Raw genomic sequence first — 16289 nt, 5'->3', positions numbered from 1 at the left:
CGCAAACGGTATGAGGGTAATTGAATGACTACTGAACAATTCCAAAGCGCTTGGGAAGGCTTCACCGCCGGCGACTGGAAAGAAGGCGTAGATGTACGCGATTTTATCCAGAAGAACTACACCCCTTACGAGGGTGACCATAGCTTCCTGACTGATGCGACTGAAGCCACAGACACTCTGTGGGCCAAGGTTATGGAAGGCATCAAGGAAGAGAACCGCACTCACGCGCCTATCGACTTTGATACCAAGCTTCCGTCCACCATCATCAGCCACGATGCCGGCTACATCACCAAGGAACTGGAGACCATCGTTGGTCTGCAGACCGAAGCGCCTCTGAAGCGTGCAATTCTTCCATACGGCGGTATTCGTATGGTTGAAGGCTCATGCCAGGCTTACGGCCGTGAGCTGGATGAAGAAACCAAGGAAATCTTCACCAAGTACCGCAAGACCCACAACCAGGGTGTATTCGACGTTTACACCTCTGACATCATGGCTTGCCGTAAGTCCGGTGTCCTGACCGGTCTGCCTGATGCATACGGCCGTGGTCGTATCATCGGTGACTACCGTCGTGTTGCTCTGTACGGTATTGACTTCCTGATGAAGGACAAGGCGCGCCAGCACAAGTCTCTGGAAGCCAAACTGACCTCCGGTGAAGATCTGGAAGCCACTATCCGTCTGCGCGAAGAAATCTTCGATCAGTACCGCGCTCTGGCCGACATGAAGGTGATGGCTGAGAAGTACGGCTGTGACATCAGCGGTCCTGCGACTAACGCTAAAGAAGCGGTTCAGTGGACCTACTTCGGTTACCTGGCCGCTATCAAGAGCCAGAACGGTGCGGCTATGTCTCTGGGTCGTGTATCCACGTTCCTGGACGTGTACATCCAGCGCGATCTGGAAAAAGGCGTTATCACCGAGCAGGAAGCTCAGGAATACATCGACCACTTCGTAATGAAGCTGCGTATGGTGCGTTTCCTGCGTACTCCTGAGTACGACCAGCTGTTCTCCGGCGACCCAATCTGGGCGACTGAGTCCATCGGTGGTATGGGCCTGGATGGCCGTACTCTGGTTTCCAAGACCAGCTTCCGTTTCCTGCAGACCCTGTACAACATGGGTCCATCCCCAGAGCCAAACATCACTGTACTGTGGTCTGAAGCACTGCCACAGGGCTTTAAAGAGTACTGTGCCAAGGTTTCCATCGACACCAGCTCTATCCAGTACGAAAACGACGACCTGATGCGTCCGGATATGACCAGCGACGATTACGCCATCGCCTGCTGTGTATCCCCAATGGTTGTTGGTAAGCAGATGCAGTTCTTCGGTGCTCGTGCCAACCTGGCGAAAGGTCTGCTGTACGCCATCAATGGTGGTATCGACGAGAAGCTGAAGACTCAGATCGCTCCTGAGAAAGCACCTCTGACCGGTGAATACCTGAACTACGACGAAGTCTTCGCAAGCTTCGACGAAACCATGGATTGGCTGGCTGCCCAGTATGTAACTGCACTGAACTGCATCCACTACATGCACGACAAGTACAGCTACGAAGCTGCGCTGATGGCTCTGCACGATCGTGACGTTATCCGTACCATGGCTTGTGGTATTGCAGGTCTGTCCATCGCGGCTGACTCCCTGTCTGCCATCAAGTTCGCCAAGGTTAAGCCGGTACGCGATGAAAACGGTATCGCGGTAGACTTCGAGATCGAAGGTGACTATCCGAAGTACGGTAACAACGACGACGCCGTTGACTCGATCGCCTGTGATCTGGTTGAGCGCTTCATGAAGAAGGTTGCGTCTCACAAGACTTACCGTAACGCTATCCCGACGCAGTCTGTACTGACCATCACTTCCAACGTTGTATACGGCAAGAAGACTGGTAACACTCCAGACGGTCGTCGTGCAGGCGCGCCATTCGGCCCGGGTGCCAACCCAATGCACGGTCGTGACACCAGCGGTGCGGTTGCTTCCCTGAGCTCCGTTGCCAAGCTGCCATTCGAGTACGCGAAGGACGGTATCTCCTACACCTTCTCCATCGTGCCTAAGGCGCTGGGTAAGGACGACAACAGCCGTCAGAAGAACCTGGCTGGCCTGATGGACGGTTACTTCCATAACGAAGCGGCTCGTGAGGGTGGTCAGCACCTGAACGTAAACGTTATGAACCGTGAAATGCTGCTGGACGCGATGGAGAACCCTGCGAAGTACCCATCCCTGACCATCCGTGTATCCGGTTACGCTGTGCGCTTCAACTCCCTGACTGAAGAGCAGCAGAAAGACGTAATCACCCGTACCTTTACTGAAACCATGTAAAGACGGACAAAGCGTTTCATTGAACGCTTTTAAGAAAACACCAAGGCCGCCGGAGCAATCCTGCGGCCTTTTTGATGGCTTTTTGACACTTCTGGTAGTGGGAGTGCGGCAATGTAAGGTCAATATTGCCAATACGAATATTCTTGTACAATAATGAAGAAAATGTACAAGAAAAGGGTGTGCACGATATGGCTATCGTTGATCGTCCGGAACCAGAAAAAGAAATTACCTTGGGCATCAGTGCCTGCCTGACAGGCCAGAAAGTTCGCTACAACGGCGAGCACAAGCGATCTGGCTTTGTGGTCAATAATCTCAATCGCTTCTTTCATCTCAAACCAGTCTGCCCGGAAGTAGAGATTGGCCTGGGTATTCCCAGAGAGCCAATCCGGCTGGTGGGCACTTCCGATGAGGATTATGGAGTTAAGGGCTCCGATGATCAGACCAAGGATGTGACAGAGCCACTGATCGAGTTTGGCAAACAGACCGCCCACGCTCTGGAGCGAGATATCAGCGGTTATATCCTGATGCAGAAATCACCCAGCTGCGGTATGGAACGGGTCAAGATCTACCATGAAAATGGTAATCCACTCGGAGCCAGTGGCGCGGGAATGTTCGCTAAAACCTTGATGGAAAACTGCCCTCTGCTGCCCGTTGAAGAGGAAGGACGTCTCCATGACCCGGTTCTGCGGGATAACTTCTTTGTAAGGGTTTATGCCTGGAGCCGCTGGCAGAATGAGATGCGGGATAAACCAACGTATGCGGGCTTGGTCGCTTACCATTCGGCCTATAAATATGTGCTGATGGCTCATAGTCCACAGAACTACCAGAAACTGGGCCAGATCGTATCGGTTGGCAGTAAAAAACCGATAGAAGAGCTGGCGGATGAATACATCACACTGTGCATGCAAACCCTGAAGCTAAAGGCGAACCGGAAAAGCCACACGAATGTTCTGCTGCATCTGCTCGGCTATATGAAAAAGACCCTGAGCGATGAATCCAAGCAAACACTGCTGGAGCTGATAGAAGAGTACCGTGTCGGTATGATTCCACTGGTTGTGCCGGTGACCATGCTCAGACACTTCCTTAGCATGCATGGCAGTGAGTATGTGAAAAATCAGGTCTACCTTCAGCCTCATCCGGAAGAGCTGGGATTAAGAAATACGCTTTGATGAATAACAATAACGACGACGTAAAGCTGTATCCAATACGTGAGGTGTCTTCCATCACCGGCGTGCATCCGGTCACCCTTCGGGCCTGGGAACGTCGGTACGGATTAATCACTCCTTTGCGAACCAGTAAAGGACACCGTGTTTATAACGATGAACATATCGCACGTATCCAAATCATTACTGAGTGGATTGATCGTGGTGTACCTGTAGGCAAGGTCAAAAGTCTTCTGGAGCACAGTCAGGAGAATATTTCCCAGCTGGCGGCAGACAGTGATGATGAATGGCTGCAACATCAGCAGCACTTTCTGAATGCACTGGAAAACTTTGATGCGGTGAAGATGGGCAGTGTCTGGACGGAATACCACAAGCTCTATCCTGCTGAAGTTATCACAGAACGCCTGGTCCGACCGGTTCTCGAACGTGCCGATGCCAACTGTGCCAGTGCCGTACAGGGTGCAGCCGCCGAGCGTGCTTTTCTGCATGCTCATCTGCGTAACTGGATCGGAACCCGTATCTACCATGCGAATCAGCAGCGATCGGAGAAGGTTGTGCTGTGTGCTTGCCTGCCCGAAGAAGCTGATGATAGGGATACTCTTCTGTTGGCACTCTCAGCCTGTGAACGTGGAGGCCAGGTGCGATTGCTGCAACCCGGTTTGCTGATGGACGAAGTAAATGTCGCAGCAGTTCGCAGCCACTGTGACTATGTTCTGTTGCACAGTGATCGCGCTTTGCAACGCGACACTCTTGAACGTGGTCTTCCCGGTTTGATGCAACTGGTGAATTGTCAGGTTGCCATAAGCGGCCATAGCTCGGTGATTCATCAAACCGAGCTGGAGGCTTTGGGAGTGCTTTGTCTAGGAGAAAACCCAGGCTGTTCGGTAAAGCGGTTGCTTGAGCAGTAAGCGCTTTACTTCCCGTCTGGTGGTGTGAGCTTTTTGCTGAGGCGCAGTAACAGGCCGGTGGGAAGAATGCGCATAATCTTCAGAGGTAAGATCATCCGCTTAGGGAAGTATATCTCGAAAGGGCCCTTCCAGAATTTCTTCAATATACGACCAGCGGCTTCTTCTGCCGACATAAGAAACGGCATGTGGAAGCGATTAGAGCTGGTCAGCGGAGTATCGACAAAACCGGGATTGATAATGCGCAGATCAATTCCGATCGCCTTCATTTCGGCATGAAAACCTTCAGCCAAAGTAATTAACGCAGCCTTACTGGCGCCATAGGCACCTCCCCCAGGCATGCCGCGATAGCCAGACGGACTGGTGGTAATAATGATCTGCCGGGGCTTTTTTTTGAGAGTGTTCAGACAGACATCAAGGCCATTGGTCACGGTTTCAATATTGACCGAGAAGATCCGATTAGCTTCCGAAGCTGAAAAACGACTGAGAGGCATTGGGCAGTAGATAGCCGCGTTGTGCAGAACGGTATCGATCGGTCCGAGTATCTCTTCAGCCTGCTTGGCAGCCTGCTGGAACTGCTCAAAACTGGTGGCATCCAGAGGGATGGCAATAATCTCCCCAGCCATATTGGCGGAGTCTGCAGCAAGTTCCTGAAGAGGCTGGGCGGAACGGGCACTGACAGCGACCCGGTGACCATCCATGGCAAGCTTGCGGGCCAGCACGCTGCCAATACCGGAGCTGGCTCCAATGATCCAGGCTGTTTTACTGTGGGATGGAATGGTTTGAGATTGTGAAGAGTCCGTTGCTGCCATTGTGACCACCGAGGCTGTATTTATTATTAATTACGCATACTAGCGGCTCTCAGATCAGGCAAGTATTGCCCTTGCGCGGATCAGTTGGCTGAACAAAGCCATTCACCATAACGATACAGGGCCTTGTATTGCTCTGGAGTTTCAATAAACCAGCTGCTGCGCTGTCTTCTGGCCTGCCTGATCAGTTCTGAAAGAATGGCTGGTAATTCGATGGCAGACAACAGCTGTTGTTGGTGCAGCTGGGATAATGCTGCTGCCACAATCAGTACACCTGTTCTCCCGATACCATAGTGGCAATGGATGATGCCTTTTGAATCCGTATTGCAGGCAAGCTGATTCATCTGAATGACTAAATGATGAAGTTGCTCTGGTGGCAGCCCCTTGCCCCCCGGCCAGTTTGTCACCTCCAATGCGGGTAACTGAATGCGGTTATTATTGTGATTAAAAGCTACCTGAGATGAGCCTACGCGGTAGGCAAAATGCTCTGGAGTTGTCATCGCTGGTGGTATCGGTTCCAGAGTGACTTGCCGTAAAGGACAGCTTGCCGTTGCTTCTTTGCTCTCCATCCCGAGATAAGCGATGGCATTGCCGAGGTTTACGATATAACCGGGGAACTGACCGACCAGATCCCAGAAGTTATCCATCGCCTCTCGGTCTGGTGAACCGCTGGCAATACAGGATATAAGAGTCGTATCTTGATAACTCAGCGTTACTTCATGGGCATTCCAGAAAACTTTGTCGGATCGCCCAACTGGAATTCCCTCACCCGCTTCGCACAGCACAGGCAGTTTCTGATAGAGCGTTTCCAGCTCCGCATCCGAGAGAGAATGCGTCCTGCTGATTGGGGGCTGTGCAGATCCGGGTGATGTTAAAGCTGAGAGCACGGGTGGCACCTTTCTGAAGAGTATTTTTAGAGGTTTGGTGCGGTTTCGGGTTCCTGACATTTCGGTCATTAACTCAGGCATAATGAGGGAAAGAGAACCGTTTAGAGGGAATCGTTTGGCAACCAGAAAATTTGTCGGGGCACATGTCAGTGCCGCTGGTGGTGTTGAGAATGCACCAATGAATGCTCATAAGATTGGCGGCAGTGCCTTTGCACTGTTTACCAAGAATCAGCGTCAGTGGGTGGCGAAGCCGCTGACGAAAAAGAGCATCGATCTGTTCAAGGAGCGTTGTGAACGATTCAGCTTCAAGCCAGAGCAGATTCTTCCACACGACAGCTACCTGATTAACCTCGGGCATCCTGAAGCCGAGGCGTTGGAAAAATCTCGCACAGCCTTTATTGATGAAATTGAGCGGTGCATGCAGCTGGGGCTGGATCGTCTGAACTTCCACCCAGGCAGTCATTTGCGCACCATCAGTGAAGAAGAGTGTATTGCCAAAATCGCTGAGTCCATAAACCTGGCTTTGGACCGAACCGAAGGTGTTATCGCAGTGATTGAAAATACTGCGGGTCAGGGAAGCAACCTTGGTTGGCAGTTTGAACAGCTTGCCGCGATGATCGATCAGGTGAACGACAAGTCCCGTGTAGGTGTGTGTCTGGATACCTGCCATACTTTTGCGGCTGGTTATGATCTGCGTACTAAAGAGGCTTGCGAGCAAACCTTCGGTGAGTTTGAACGTATTGTTGGTTTTCAATATCTGAAAGGCATGCACCTGAATGATTCCAAAGGCGGCCTTGGTTCCAGAAAGGATCGGCATCACAGCCTGGGCGAAGGTGAGATTGGCTGGGATTGCTTTAGCTACATCATGAAAGATGAGCGTTTTAATGGTGTGCCCATGGTGCTGGAAACCATTGATGAATCCATCTGGCCTGACGAGATTCAGGCGCTTTACCGATTGGCCGCTGAGTAAAGCCCAGACTGGCTATTATTAATGCATGATTGGCTCATGGAGGAGTCGGCATGCAAGCCTCTCGTAAGTTATTGATATTCCTGCTTTGGTTTCTGCCATGCGGTGTAAATGCCAGCGAATACCACACCACGTTCTGGGGAAACCTGGCTGTTGGTGGCTACGACCCAGTCGCGTACTTCACTGAAGAAGATGCCATGAAGGGCAGTGAAGATTTTGAGTATGACTGGCAAGGCGCGAAGTGGCGTTTTATCAGCCAGAAGCATCTCGATCTGTTTAAGGCGAATCCGGAGAAGTATGCCCCTCGATATGGCGGGCACTGTGCTTGGGCTGTTGCCTCTAAAAACAGACTTTACCGAGGTAGCCCTCAGCATTGGGATATTGTTCAGGGAGAGTTGTATTTGAATCATAGCGATTCAGTTAACAGACGATGGCGCGCCAACTCACAGCAGCACATCGGTGAAGCTGATGAGAATTGGGAACAACTAAAAGCGGAATAAATAATGCCCCGAATCTCGGGGCATTTTTTCAGGTCTAAGGCCTGTCTTAGAGCTGTAGCTGGCAGGCTTTGATCACATTCTAAACGACTTTTTTGTCTTAGAAGATCAAAAACCTGATGCAGGTCTCATATTTGAAATCTAGTCAGAAAAAGTTAAGACAATAGAAGTGCTATGTCGTTAATATTGCGTTAACCAGAGCGGAAGGCTGCCTCCCACCACGGATCTCCCTTCCAATGTGCTCCTTGTTCACAGTCATTGGCCTGCCTGCTGAAATGAGTACCCGCTCTGGTTTTTTCATAGTCGAACTTCTATCAGTCACTTCCTGCTTATTCAGCGGCACTGCAAGACACCAACCATCCCGATACCACTGCGCTTCTGGTACTGAGCCGGAATAGTCGCGGTACAGCTTTGTCCATTCCCTATGTTGACCTGCAGCTGATTGCCTTTTGCCGGAACTCGCACCTGGAAGATTCCGAATGCGTCCGTTCTGGCAAAACCCTCTTCGCCGGGGATGGTCGCATTCTTTAGAGGGTTGCCCTGCTCATCAATTAATTTGCCGAGCAGAACCAGCTCTTCCTCGGCAGTAAAGGTAATGGTCTCCACATTTCCTGGATATAGCGTTATGCGGTGTTCCGCCTGATCATAGCGATAGAACTGTTCACCACGAGGTCGAATGCTGACCAGATACTCTCCATAAGGTGTGAGTGGGATTACAGTTTTACCGTTGCCGACAGCGATACCAGCAGACGTACCATTGACCAGCACATCAAAGCGAGCGTCTGGGCTGCCATCAATTACAACCATCAAAGCGCTGTCTGCTCTGTTGCCACCACCAACACCTGCGCCCTGAGCATTAATCGCAAATGAAGTTTCCAGGCGGCCGTTATAGTTGGTGTAGGAGTCCTGATTATCCGGATCGATATAATCGGCTGAGAACTCGGTCAGGAAACGTGCATGTTCATACTTCACATCCCCGCCCATTAACGTTTGTTCACCTGGCAAGTCTTCGTAACGAACACCTAACTCTCCTGCTCCATTGAGGATCTCATCCCGTGACCAGCGTGAATCAACGGCATAGCCGAAATCAGATTCTGCAGATTGATCAGACTGCTCTTCCCTGCGACCTTCTGCCCTGATGTTGTAATTCCAGTTGCGGCTGCTGCGGCGCAGTGTCAGAGCAATAGTGCCAGTCTTATCATCATCACTCTCTGAGTAATCCAGCTCGAGGTCCAGACCATGATCACTGAACTGAATGATGTTTCGGAACCAGGAAAGCGAATAAATGGTGGTTGATCCATCATCCTGCAATGAAGTCGGGACTTGGTCATCAAGATTCTGTTTGTTGTAAGAGTAGGAACCCGACAGGTTACCGCCGAGGAAAGCTGTTGCCAGGGACAATGACCGGCTTTCATTGCTTTCGCCAAGGAACAGAGCTTTATTTTCCTCACCGTTACTCTGTTCTGGCTGGTAGCTATCGTTCCATAAGCGACGATGGTTGTAACTGAGCTGGACTGGTCCAAATGATGTTGAGCTTTGCAGAGCAAGGCCTTTGGCGCTGTTATTCCCTGCCATGCCGGTTAAAGAAAAATCCCATGCCCCGCCCTGAATAAAATACTCAGCTTCGAGGGTTTGTTCTTCTCCGGTAGCTGTTCCCCGCAGCTCCAATGAGGAGTTTTCTGTTACCCGTCGTGCAGCTGCGGCGCGCATCAGCCACTCATTAACACTTTCAGGAAGTGTTTCATTTTCCAGGCGCTCCGTCATTTCGCCACCCTCGACATACCACAGGGTTTCATCGGACGGTGGCAGGCGAACAGACTTGGTATAGAAGCGGGAGAATTCCTGTTCAAGCGTGGAGCCATTGAATATACGGATAGTGAGCTGGTAAGAGCCTTGTGGGAATGAGCTGGTATCTATCTCCTGACTACCAGCATTAACAGACGTGGCATAGATAAGCCGGTTATCACGCAGTACTTCTACACGACGACGCCCGTTGGCAAATATCCGAATCGGTGTTGAATTAATATTAGCCATATCAAGGCGGGAGTTCATGGAGCTGCCAATCTTGAAGCCAAGCACCTGCTGGCTGCTGGCAAACTCCGATGTCATTGTGCCGCTGTAATCCAGATAGCCAGCCCCCATCTGCAAACCCTGGGCATCCCGCTCCAGATAGAACGTATCGATCTGGAAGCTGTTGTCTTTGCTGTAATCCCAGTTGGCAACCAGGTGGTTCTCCTGCCACCCGAGCAAGGTATTACCAAAGAGTGAGTAGTTATCCTGATTATTGCCTGAGCCGGTGACGCCGCTGCTAACAGCGGAAATACCCTGAATCAGCCCCAGCGGACTATTGGATTCCGGAAGGAATTTGCTTTTGTGGATGGTCTTAACCTTCAGGTAAGGCTCAGCAATAAAGAGATCTGCACGAAAGTTGTCTGCGTCAAAAATCACCCCAGCCACTGGCGGTGTGAGTTGGCCGCACTCTGTATCTCTGGGTTGTACACAGATGCTACCAGGGTTGGAGGGGATTTCTCCGGACAATGCCGCTTGTACTGCATCGGGGTTGCTGATCATGGATAGACGGCTAAGTACCGCTGCCGGATCAGCAATAATGATACTCTCCGGGGTGTAGGTGACAGTTTCTGAACCTATATAGCGACCCCCATAATAGAAGTCAGCCTCTGTTGTCTGTGGTTCAGCGAGGTCACGAAAACCTTCCGGAATCTGGCTTAGTTTCAATCCGAAAACCGACGGTTCAATATCGGCCTCTTCGGCTATCACGAGCGGAGAGACTGACAGGCTGCAGAGAGAGCATACGGCCAATAAAGATGTGAATCGGCCCAGTTTATTGAATGATGTTTTCATCGGGCTCTCACTCTCACTGTCAGTGTGCCGGTGTAGCGGCCGGCAGCGGTAGCCATAACCTCGCTTTGCGGGATTTGCAGCTTCACCCATAAGTTGCGATAGCTTCCGCAACTCTCGAAGTTTCGAGATAGCCATTTTGACAGGCCGGCAAACCGCCACTCCAGAGGATCAATGGCATGGTATGAACTGAGATTTCCATGCACCTGGGCCTTATAGGCAACCGTTTCATTGTTCTGGCCGTGAAGCAGAAATTCGTTATCGCTGTTCTGGCCCTCCAGGCGAACATCAAAGAGCCTTGGCAAACCACGTGAATAGACGCAAAAGCTATTTTCTGAGGTGAACTGGTTTCTGGCGGTCAGATCAAAGCGATCATTTGGAGAGTAAATGCCAATAGACGAGAGCGTGTTTCTATAGCTCACAGTCACTTGTTCGTTAAAGGAATGCCCGGAGCTGTTTGTGACTTGCATATTCAGCATGGCTTCATAGCGAATGCCCGGTATCGCCCCTTCATCGATGACGATAAAAGAGAAAGGCTTACAGACTTTTCCATCATTGTTTGGGCAAAGGTTATAGTGGCTGGTGCTGTGAACACTCACGCCATGCTGGACTGTATTGAAGGTTTCCACCCTGTAAGGACCGCTGGGCGTGCGGTGCTGGGAAGGAAAGTCGATATGGACCTTAACACGGTCCTTACTCATACCCTTTCGAGGTTTGAGGTAAAAATAATTTGTATCTTTGCCGGCCCCCCGGCCAAGCTCTGAAACCGTAACGGTAAATGTGGAAGGCTTATCAAGAGTAAAATCCATCACGACCTGCTCGGTAATCTTGCGGTCAGTGAGATGAATTGTGCTTTGCCTGAGATTGACACCCTCGTTGGCGTTCACAGTCAGCGAGATACTTAGCAGGGCAAAAACAGCTGCCAGCAGGTCAAGTTTCTTTGAGTTATTCATTATCCAAGACCTTTATTCAATCGCTGAAAAGTAAAACCCGAGCCTTGCCTGACAAAGGGCATCCGAAACAAAATTTCCAACAGATCTGAGTGTCAGCTTTAAGCACCTCGCCGTGTATCCAATTACTTCGCCTGTACGGTAATCGTGAAGGTAGCTGAGTATTTACCGGGGATAAGTGAGTTAATATATTTTGTGTTTTTATTGAACAGAGCCAATGTGTGGGTTTTCTGTTTGGAACTGAGATTGGCACTGGTTTCACTTTCCAGGCCCGAAACGGGAACTTCTATCAGCTCATCAAGTGACGCTGTTGTGCCTTTGGTAAGACCAACGCGCACAGCAAGTTGATTCTTATTGCCCAGCTCATGACTAAGAAAATACTTTTTATTTCTTTGGCCGCTGGAGCTATCGACTGTAAGTAAGAATTTCTTGGTCTGCTCCGGGCTGGCTCCGTTTCTTGTGACATAAAAGCCAATGAAATCAGAGGCAAGCCAGCCTTCAGGAGTAATATTTAAAGTTACTCTCGAAGGTAGCCCACCAATCTGAATAAATTCAGGTATATCGGCATTGACCGTCATATTCATTTCCGCATCATTGTTGGGATGAGCGAAGGCTGTTAATGACGACACCAGCATAAGAGTGCTGATTAGCCTTGTGGGGAATTGGGTGAGAATCTTCTCTTTCATACTTCACTACCACGCTACGATAAATAGGAACGGGCAATGCAGAAGACATCAGTCGTTAAGGTTAAATAGATTTAACCCACCTTTTTAACCTGTGGCCGCAAGGGCCACAGGTTTACACACTCACAAAAGACACGCTATTTAGCAGTTACCCACAAAGTCAGGTTGGAGGTATAAACACCTGGATAGGCGTTTTCATGGTTGCCCTTCAAGACCATAAAGGTCAGATAGGTATTGTGATCCAGATTGGAATTCAAGCCGTTGTTGGTCTTGAATCTTTTATGCTTGATCTCAGTACCATTCGACAGTGCAATCCCTGATTCTTCAACCAGCCCTGGATGGAATGAGATTTCCAGTGGCATCTTGTCTTTATTCTTTTTATGGACCATCTGGTATGGTCCGTCGATTTCCTGATTCATTTTAATAATGTAAGGACGTTTGTTCTCATCAGACGCACCACGCATCTTAATAGAGACACCAGTATCGCCAGTCAGACGTCCGCCTCTGTCAGGGGTGCCGAGAACCACGGTTGGTTTCTTCACTTCAACTTCAATAATGTCGGGCAACTCTGTTTTTACAACAAAGTCATCATTAGGAGCTTCGGCTAATGCGGAAGCGCTTATTGCACTCGCAATAAGACTGATTGCAAATAATTTTGTAGCGTTCATAAGATGACTCCTTGAGCACATCGTTAGGCTTGGCCTGCCTGCTGAACAATCAGATTTATCAAATGCCAGTTATCTGGCCCTTACCATTACGGTCACCACACTCTCATAAGCGCCCGCCCGGGCACTTACGATAGTGTTCTTTTTCACGACAAAAGTCAGAGCGAGGTTGTCATCATCCTGCTGGTCTTCAGTGAAGCCCTGGTCGGTGAGAAGCTCTGTCGACCACTCCCCATAACGCAACAGTCCCTCTTTGTCGTCTGTCGTATAAGCAATATTGATTGGCAGGATATTTTCGCCATCCACGAGGAAAAACTCCTGCGCATTGCCTTGTGTATTGCTTTCCAGAAGCAGCTGGTAAGACAGCCTAGTATTGGCGTTGGCTCCCTGCCGCTTCACTTTAAATTCTGTTGAACCTGTCCAGTCGGTATTGTCTGTTCCAGAGATGACCAGCAGTTCATCCAGACCTTCTATACGAATCAGGTCCTGGATCTCGGTGCGAACTTCTATTTCTGCGCTGTCTGTCACGTCAGCCGCTCTTGCAATCGAGTAACCTACCAATAGCCCGAAAGCAAATGCATACAAAATGAACTTTATAGAATGGTTCATAAATAACTGACCTCGAGTCACAAATGCCCGAACCAGAAATCTTTGTTTCAGAAAACAAATAATAATTAAGATCGAGGATGTTCGACCCTTTTAAATACTAAACCTACAAAATTGCAGGGTTGCTATTTTTGTTGTTGATCCGTATCTTCAAATTCTTAAGTAATTAGTAAGTGGTCAGCTTTTGACTGCCCTTGTTTTTCAGACGTTTGGCCTGCCTGAGGCTTGACAATGCTCCCTATCAACAGGCCTTTCTTTGATTTAAGTCAATATTTGTTGCTATAAATAAGTTCGAGAAAAGAGAAGAAATAATTAAGAGAAAAAACGATAAAATGATAAACAAAAACTTATATTTCTTGTTGTCTGCGTTTTCTATGGTAGCCATTTCAACTTCTACCAGCGCAGCTCCAGTATCTGACTCAAAAAACATTACTGTTCGTGTTGTAATTCCTGCAAAGATCAATGCAAAGGTCGTTGAGCAAGGCCAGCTCTGTGTTGCAGGAAGTGGTGTCGGAAAGTTCAGACTTCAGTCCCAAGGGGAAACTACTATCGATCAGAATGACTTCTCCACATACTCTCAGCCTTACTCTATTCACACAAACCAAATTGCAGAGTGCAAAGCGGGTACGACGACTCTCGCATTTAATCAGGCTGATTCTTCAATTATTATTGCCGCTGAATAATTTAAGATCTATTACTGATTAAATATTTAGGCTCTGGTTAGAGCCTAAATAACTTCTAGGCATCTCATGTAGAAAAAAACGATCCTCCTGTCTTATAAATAACTACAGGCTTACTATTTGGTCGTTCAAAATAATTAATAAGCCTCAGTGTTTTCGGTCCTTGTTTTTCATGGCAGCCGAAGGGTGGTTTGTATGAATCGATTACGTTTCTTGATTGCTGTTGCCGGATTGGTGTTGTCGCAATCCATTCTGGCTCAGCTGGCTGTAGATCGGATTATTGTTGATTTCACGAAAGATTCGCCAAGCCGTAATGATGTCCAGCTGATTAATACCAGCGAGTCCGAGACGTTGTTTATCAATGTTGAGGTTCTTGAAGTGGATAAGCCTGGAACACCAGCAGAGACTCGCATCATTACCGATGATCCCTCCAAGATAGGTCTGGTGGCCTCGCCTAACCGTGTGATTCTCCCACCCGCAGGACGCAGACTGGTTCGACTGGTGAACCTGCTTCCGGCCGAGAGCGAAGAGCGAATCTTCCGGGTGAACTTCTCTCCAGTCGCAGGTGAGTTTGAGTCAGAACAGAATGCGGTTAAGTTGATGGTCGGTTATCAGGCACTCATTATTGTACGGCCAGAAAAGACTGTGTTTGATCTGGTGGGTAAACGGGAAGGCAATACGCTGACGCTGACCAACAACAGCAATACCAATGTTTATCTCAGTAATATTCGACAGTGTCGGGACAGTAAGCCCGTGGACTGTGAGTACTTTGTCGAGAACCGTCTCTACCCTGGAAACGTCTGGGAGCTTGAGTTATCTGGCAAAGAAACTGTGCAGTTTGATGCCGCAGATGGCATTGAGTCACATGAGATGAGTTTTTAGTGAGGATTATCCCGCTACTCTCTGTGTTTGAGCGTAGCGGGATGGTGTCGCTTAGTAGAGAACCCGGCAGCGAATGGTGCCTTCGATCTCTTTCATCTTCTTGATAGCCTCACGGCTGTGGTCTGCCTGCAGGTCTGTTACCACATAACCAATGCTTTCATTGGTTTGCAGGAACTGACCGGAGATATTCACACCCTGCTCAGAGTAGATCTGGTTAATACGGCCAAGAATACCTGGAATGTTGTGGTGAACATGCAGGATTCGGTGGTGGCCGGCATGGGCTGGCAAGGACGCTTCCGGGAAGTTCACAGACGACAAAGATGTACCGTTATCACTGTAGCGGATCAGCTTGTCAGCCACTTCTACGCCAATGTTTTCCTGTGCTTCCAGCGTGCTGCCGCCAATGTGCGGCGTCAGGATGACATTATCGAACTCGCGGAGCGGAGAGATAAACTCATCATCGTTGGAACGAGGCTCGACCGGGAATACATCGATAGCCGCGCCAGCCAGGTGCTTGTCCTGCATGGCTTTAGCAAGTGCATCAATATCGACAACCGTTCCGCGGGACGCGTTAATCAGGATGCTGCCCTTCTTCATGGTGGCCAGCTCTTTCTCGCCGATCATCCACTGGGTTTCTGCTGTCTCAGGAACATGCAGGGAAACAACGTCAGAGGTTGCCAGCAGCTCTTCAAGGGAAGGCATGGGGTTAGCGTTACCCAGCGGCAGCTTGGTGACCACATCATGGTAAACAACATCCATACCCAGAGATTCAGCCAGTACGCTGAGCTGAGAGCCGATATTGCCGTAACCGATAATACCCAGACGCTTGCCACGGACTTCAAACGAGTTGGCGGCACTCTTCAGCCAGCCACCACGGTGGGCCAGAGCATTCTTCTCTGGAATGCCGCGGGCGAGCATAATGGCTTCTGCGAGCACAAGCTCGGCGACGGAACGGGTGTTGGAATACGGAGCATTAAAGACCGCAACACCGTGCTCGGTCGCCGCTTCCAGATCAACCTGATTGGTACCGATACAGAAACATCCAACGGCAATCAGCTTCTCGGCAGCTTCAAAAACCTCACGGGTTAATTGTGTACGGGATCGAATACCAACAAAGTGCGCGTCAGCGATTTTCTGCTTGAGTTCTTCGTCGGGGAGAGAGGTTTTGAGATACTCAATGTTGGTGTAACCAGCGGCCTGCAGTGACGCTACGGCAGACTGGTGGACGCCCTCGAGTAACAAAAAACGGATCTTGCTTTTGTCGAGAGAAGTTGTGGCCATGCTCACTTTTCCTGACTGCTTTGATGTTGTGATTTGATGTCTTGGATAAGCCCGCACCCTCATACGGGAGGGCAATACTAACACATGGCGCGCAACGGTTAGAGAAAACTTTTCGGTATATGCGTACAATGGCGGCACATTGTATCGCGGTTTG

At 49.6% G+C, this 16289-nt stretch carries 15 protein-coding genes; 7 read left to right on the top strand and 8 right to left on the bottom strand.

The window, feature by feature from the left end:
* Positions 1-24: 24 nt before the first annotated feature.
* The 3 genes from pflB to EHSB41UT_RS10375 all read left to right on the top strand — a co-directional run bounded on the left by pflB (position 25) and on the right by EHSB41UT_RS10375 (position 4372).
* Complete coding sequence (pflB, locus tag EHSB41UT_RS10385) at positions 25-2301, top strand: formate C-acetyltransferase (protein WP_087109471.1); 2277 nt, start codon at positions 25-27, stop codon at positions 2299-2301.
* A 188-nt stretch (positions 2302-2489) separates the two neighbouring features.
* Entirely contained in the window at positions 2490-3470 is a 981-nt protein-coding gene (locus EHSB41UT_RS10380) for a YbgA family protein (protein ID WP_087109862.1), read from the top strand.
* A complete protein-coding gene (locus EHSB41UT_RS10375; protein WP_087109469.1) occupies positions 3470-4372 on the top strand; it encodes a MerR family transcriptional regulator in 903 nt (300 codons plus the stop codon). Before EHSB41UT_RS10380 ends, EHSB41UT_RS10375 begins: the two co-directional genes overlap by 1 nt.
* Before the next feature lie 5 nt (positions 4373-4377).
* Here the strand turns inward: EHSB41UT_RS10375 and EHSB41UT_RS10370 are convergent, their stop codons facing one another.
* Positions 4378-5181, bottom strand: a complete 804-nt coding sequence (locus EHSB41UT_RS10370) for an SDR family NAD(P)-dependent oxidoreductase (RefSeq protein WP_087109467.1) — start codon at positions 5179-5181, stop codon at positions 4378-4380.
* A gap of 80 nt (positions 5182-5261) precedes the next feature.
* Entirely contained in the window at positions 5262-6065 is an 804-nt protein-coding gene (locus EHSB41UT_RS10365) for a protein-tyrosine phosphatase family protein (protein ID WP_165767218.1), read from the bottom strand.
* Positions 6066-6180: 115 nt separating this feature from the next.
* Here EHSB41UT_RS10365 and nfo point away from each other — a divergent pair, with 115 nt between their 5' ends.
* Together nfo and EHSB41UT_RS10355 are read left to right on the top strand one after the other, a co-directional pair.
* Positions 6181-7035 carry a deoxyribonuclease IV gene (nfo, locus tag EHSB41UT_RS10360; protein ID WP_278248150.1) on the top strand — a complete coding sequence of 285 codons (855 nt, stop codon included), beginning with the start codon at positions 6181-6183 and terminating at the stop codon, positions 7033-7035.
* 50 nt (positions 7036-7085) lie between these two features.
* A complete protein-coding gene (locus EHSB41UT_RS10355) occupies positions 7086-7532 on the top strand; it encodes a YHS domain-containing (seleno)protein (RefSeq protein ID WP_087109459.1) in 447 nt (148 codons plus the stop codon).
* A 330-nt stretch (positions 7533-7862) separates the two neighbouring features.
* Here EHSB41UT_RS10355 and EHSB41UT_RS10350 read toward each other — a convergent pair whose 3' ends face one another.
* The 5 genes from EHSB41UT_RS10350 to EHSB41UT_RS10330 all read right to left on the bottom strand — a co-directional run bounded on the left by EHSB41UT_RS10350 (position 7863) and on the right by EHSB41UT_RS10330 (position 13214).
* Positions 7863-10391, bottom strand: coding sequence for a TcfC E-set like domain-containing protein (locus EHSB41UT_RS10350; protein WP_165767217.1), 2529 nt, complete (start codon positions 10389-10391; stop codon positions 7863-7865).
* The gene (locus tag EHSB41UT_RS24615; protein WP_165767216.1) at positions 10388-11341 is read right to left on the bottom strand and encodes a hypothetical protein; all 954 of its coding nucleotides are present in this window, start codon (positions 11339-11341) and stop codon (positions 10388-10390) included. Before EHSB41UT_RS24615 ends, EHSB41UT_RS10350 begins: the two co-directional genes overlap by 4 nt.
* Positions 11342-11463: 122 nt before the next feature.
* Positions 11464-12024 (bottom strand): hypothetical protein, encoded by a 561-nt coding sequence (locus EHSB41UT_RS10340; RefSeq protein ID WP_133060467.1) that lies wholly within the window; start codon positions 12022-12024, stop codon positions 11464-11466.
* Positions 12025-12158: 134 nt separating this feature from the next.
* Complete coding sequence (locus EHSB41UT_RS10335) at positions 12159-12689, bottom strand: hypothetical protein (RefSeq protein ID WP_087109451.1); 531 nt, start codon at positions 12687-12689, stop codon at positions 12159-12161.
* Between the two features lie 69 nt (positions 12690-12758).
* Positions 12759-13214, bottom strand: a complete 456-nt coding sequence (locus EHSB41UT_RS10330) for a hypothetical protein (RefSeq protein WP_133060466.1) — start codon at positions 13212-13214, stop codon at positions 12759-12761.
* A gap of 410 nt (positions 13215-13624) precedes the next feature.
* Between EHSB41UT_RS10330 and EHSB41UT_RS24475 the strand changes: the two genes are divergently transcribed.
* Both EHSB41UT_RS24475 and EHSB41UT_RS10320 read left to right on the top strand, forming a co-directional pair.
* Positions 13625-13975 (top strand): hypothetical protein, encoded by a 351-nt coding sequence (locus tag EHSB41UT_RS24475; RefSeq protein WP_133060465.1) that lies wholly within the window; start codon positions 13625-13627, stop codon positions 13973-13975.
* Between the two features lie 192 nt (positions 13976-14167).
* Positions 14168-14854 (top strand): fimbrial biogenesis chaperone, encoded by a 687-nt coding sequence (locus EHSB41UT_RS10320; protein WP_087109444.1) that lies wholly within the window; start codon positions 14168-14170, stop codon positions 14852-14854.
* A 51-nt stretch (positions 14855-14905) separates the two neighbouring features.
* On the opposite strand, the gene serA is transcribed toward EHSB41UT_RS10320, so the two are convergent.
* A complete protein-coding gene (gene serA / locus EHSB41UT_RS10315) occupies positions 14906-16135 on the bottom strand; it encodes a phosphoglycerate dehydrogenase (protein ID WP_087109442.1) in 1230 nt (409 codons plus the stop codon).
* Between the last annotated feature and the right edge of the window lie 154 nt (positions 16136-16289).

This window comes from Parendozoicomonas haliclonae (genome assembly GCF_900174585.1).
Lineage (GTDB): Bacteria > Pseudomonadota > Gammaproteobacteria > Pseudomonadales > Endozoicomonadaceae > Sansalvadorimonas > Sansalvadorimonas haliclonae.
Note: the sequence above shows the minus strand (reverse complement) of the source record. Positions and strands in the feature narration are given on the sequence as shown.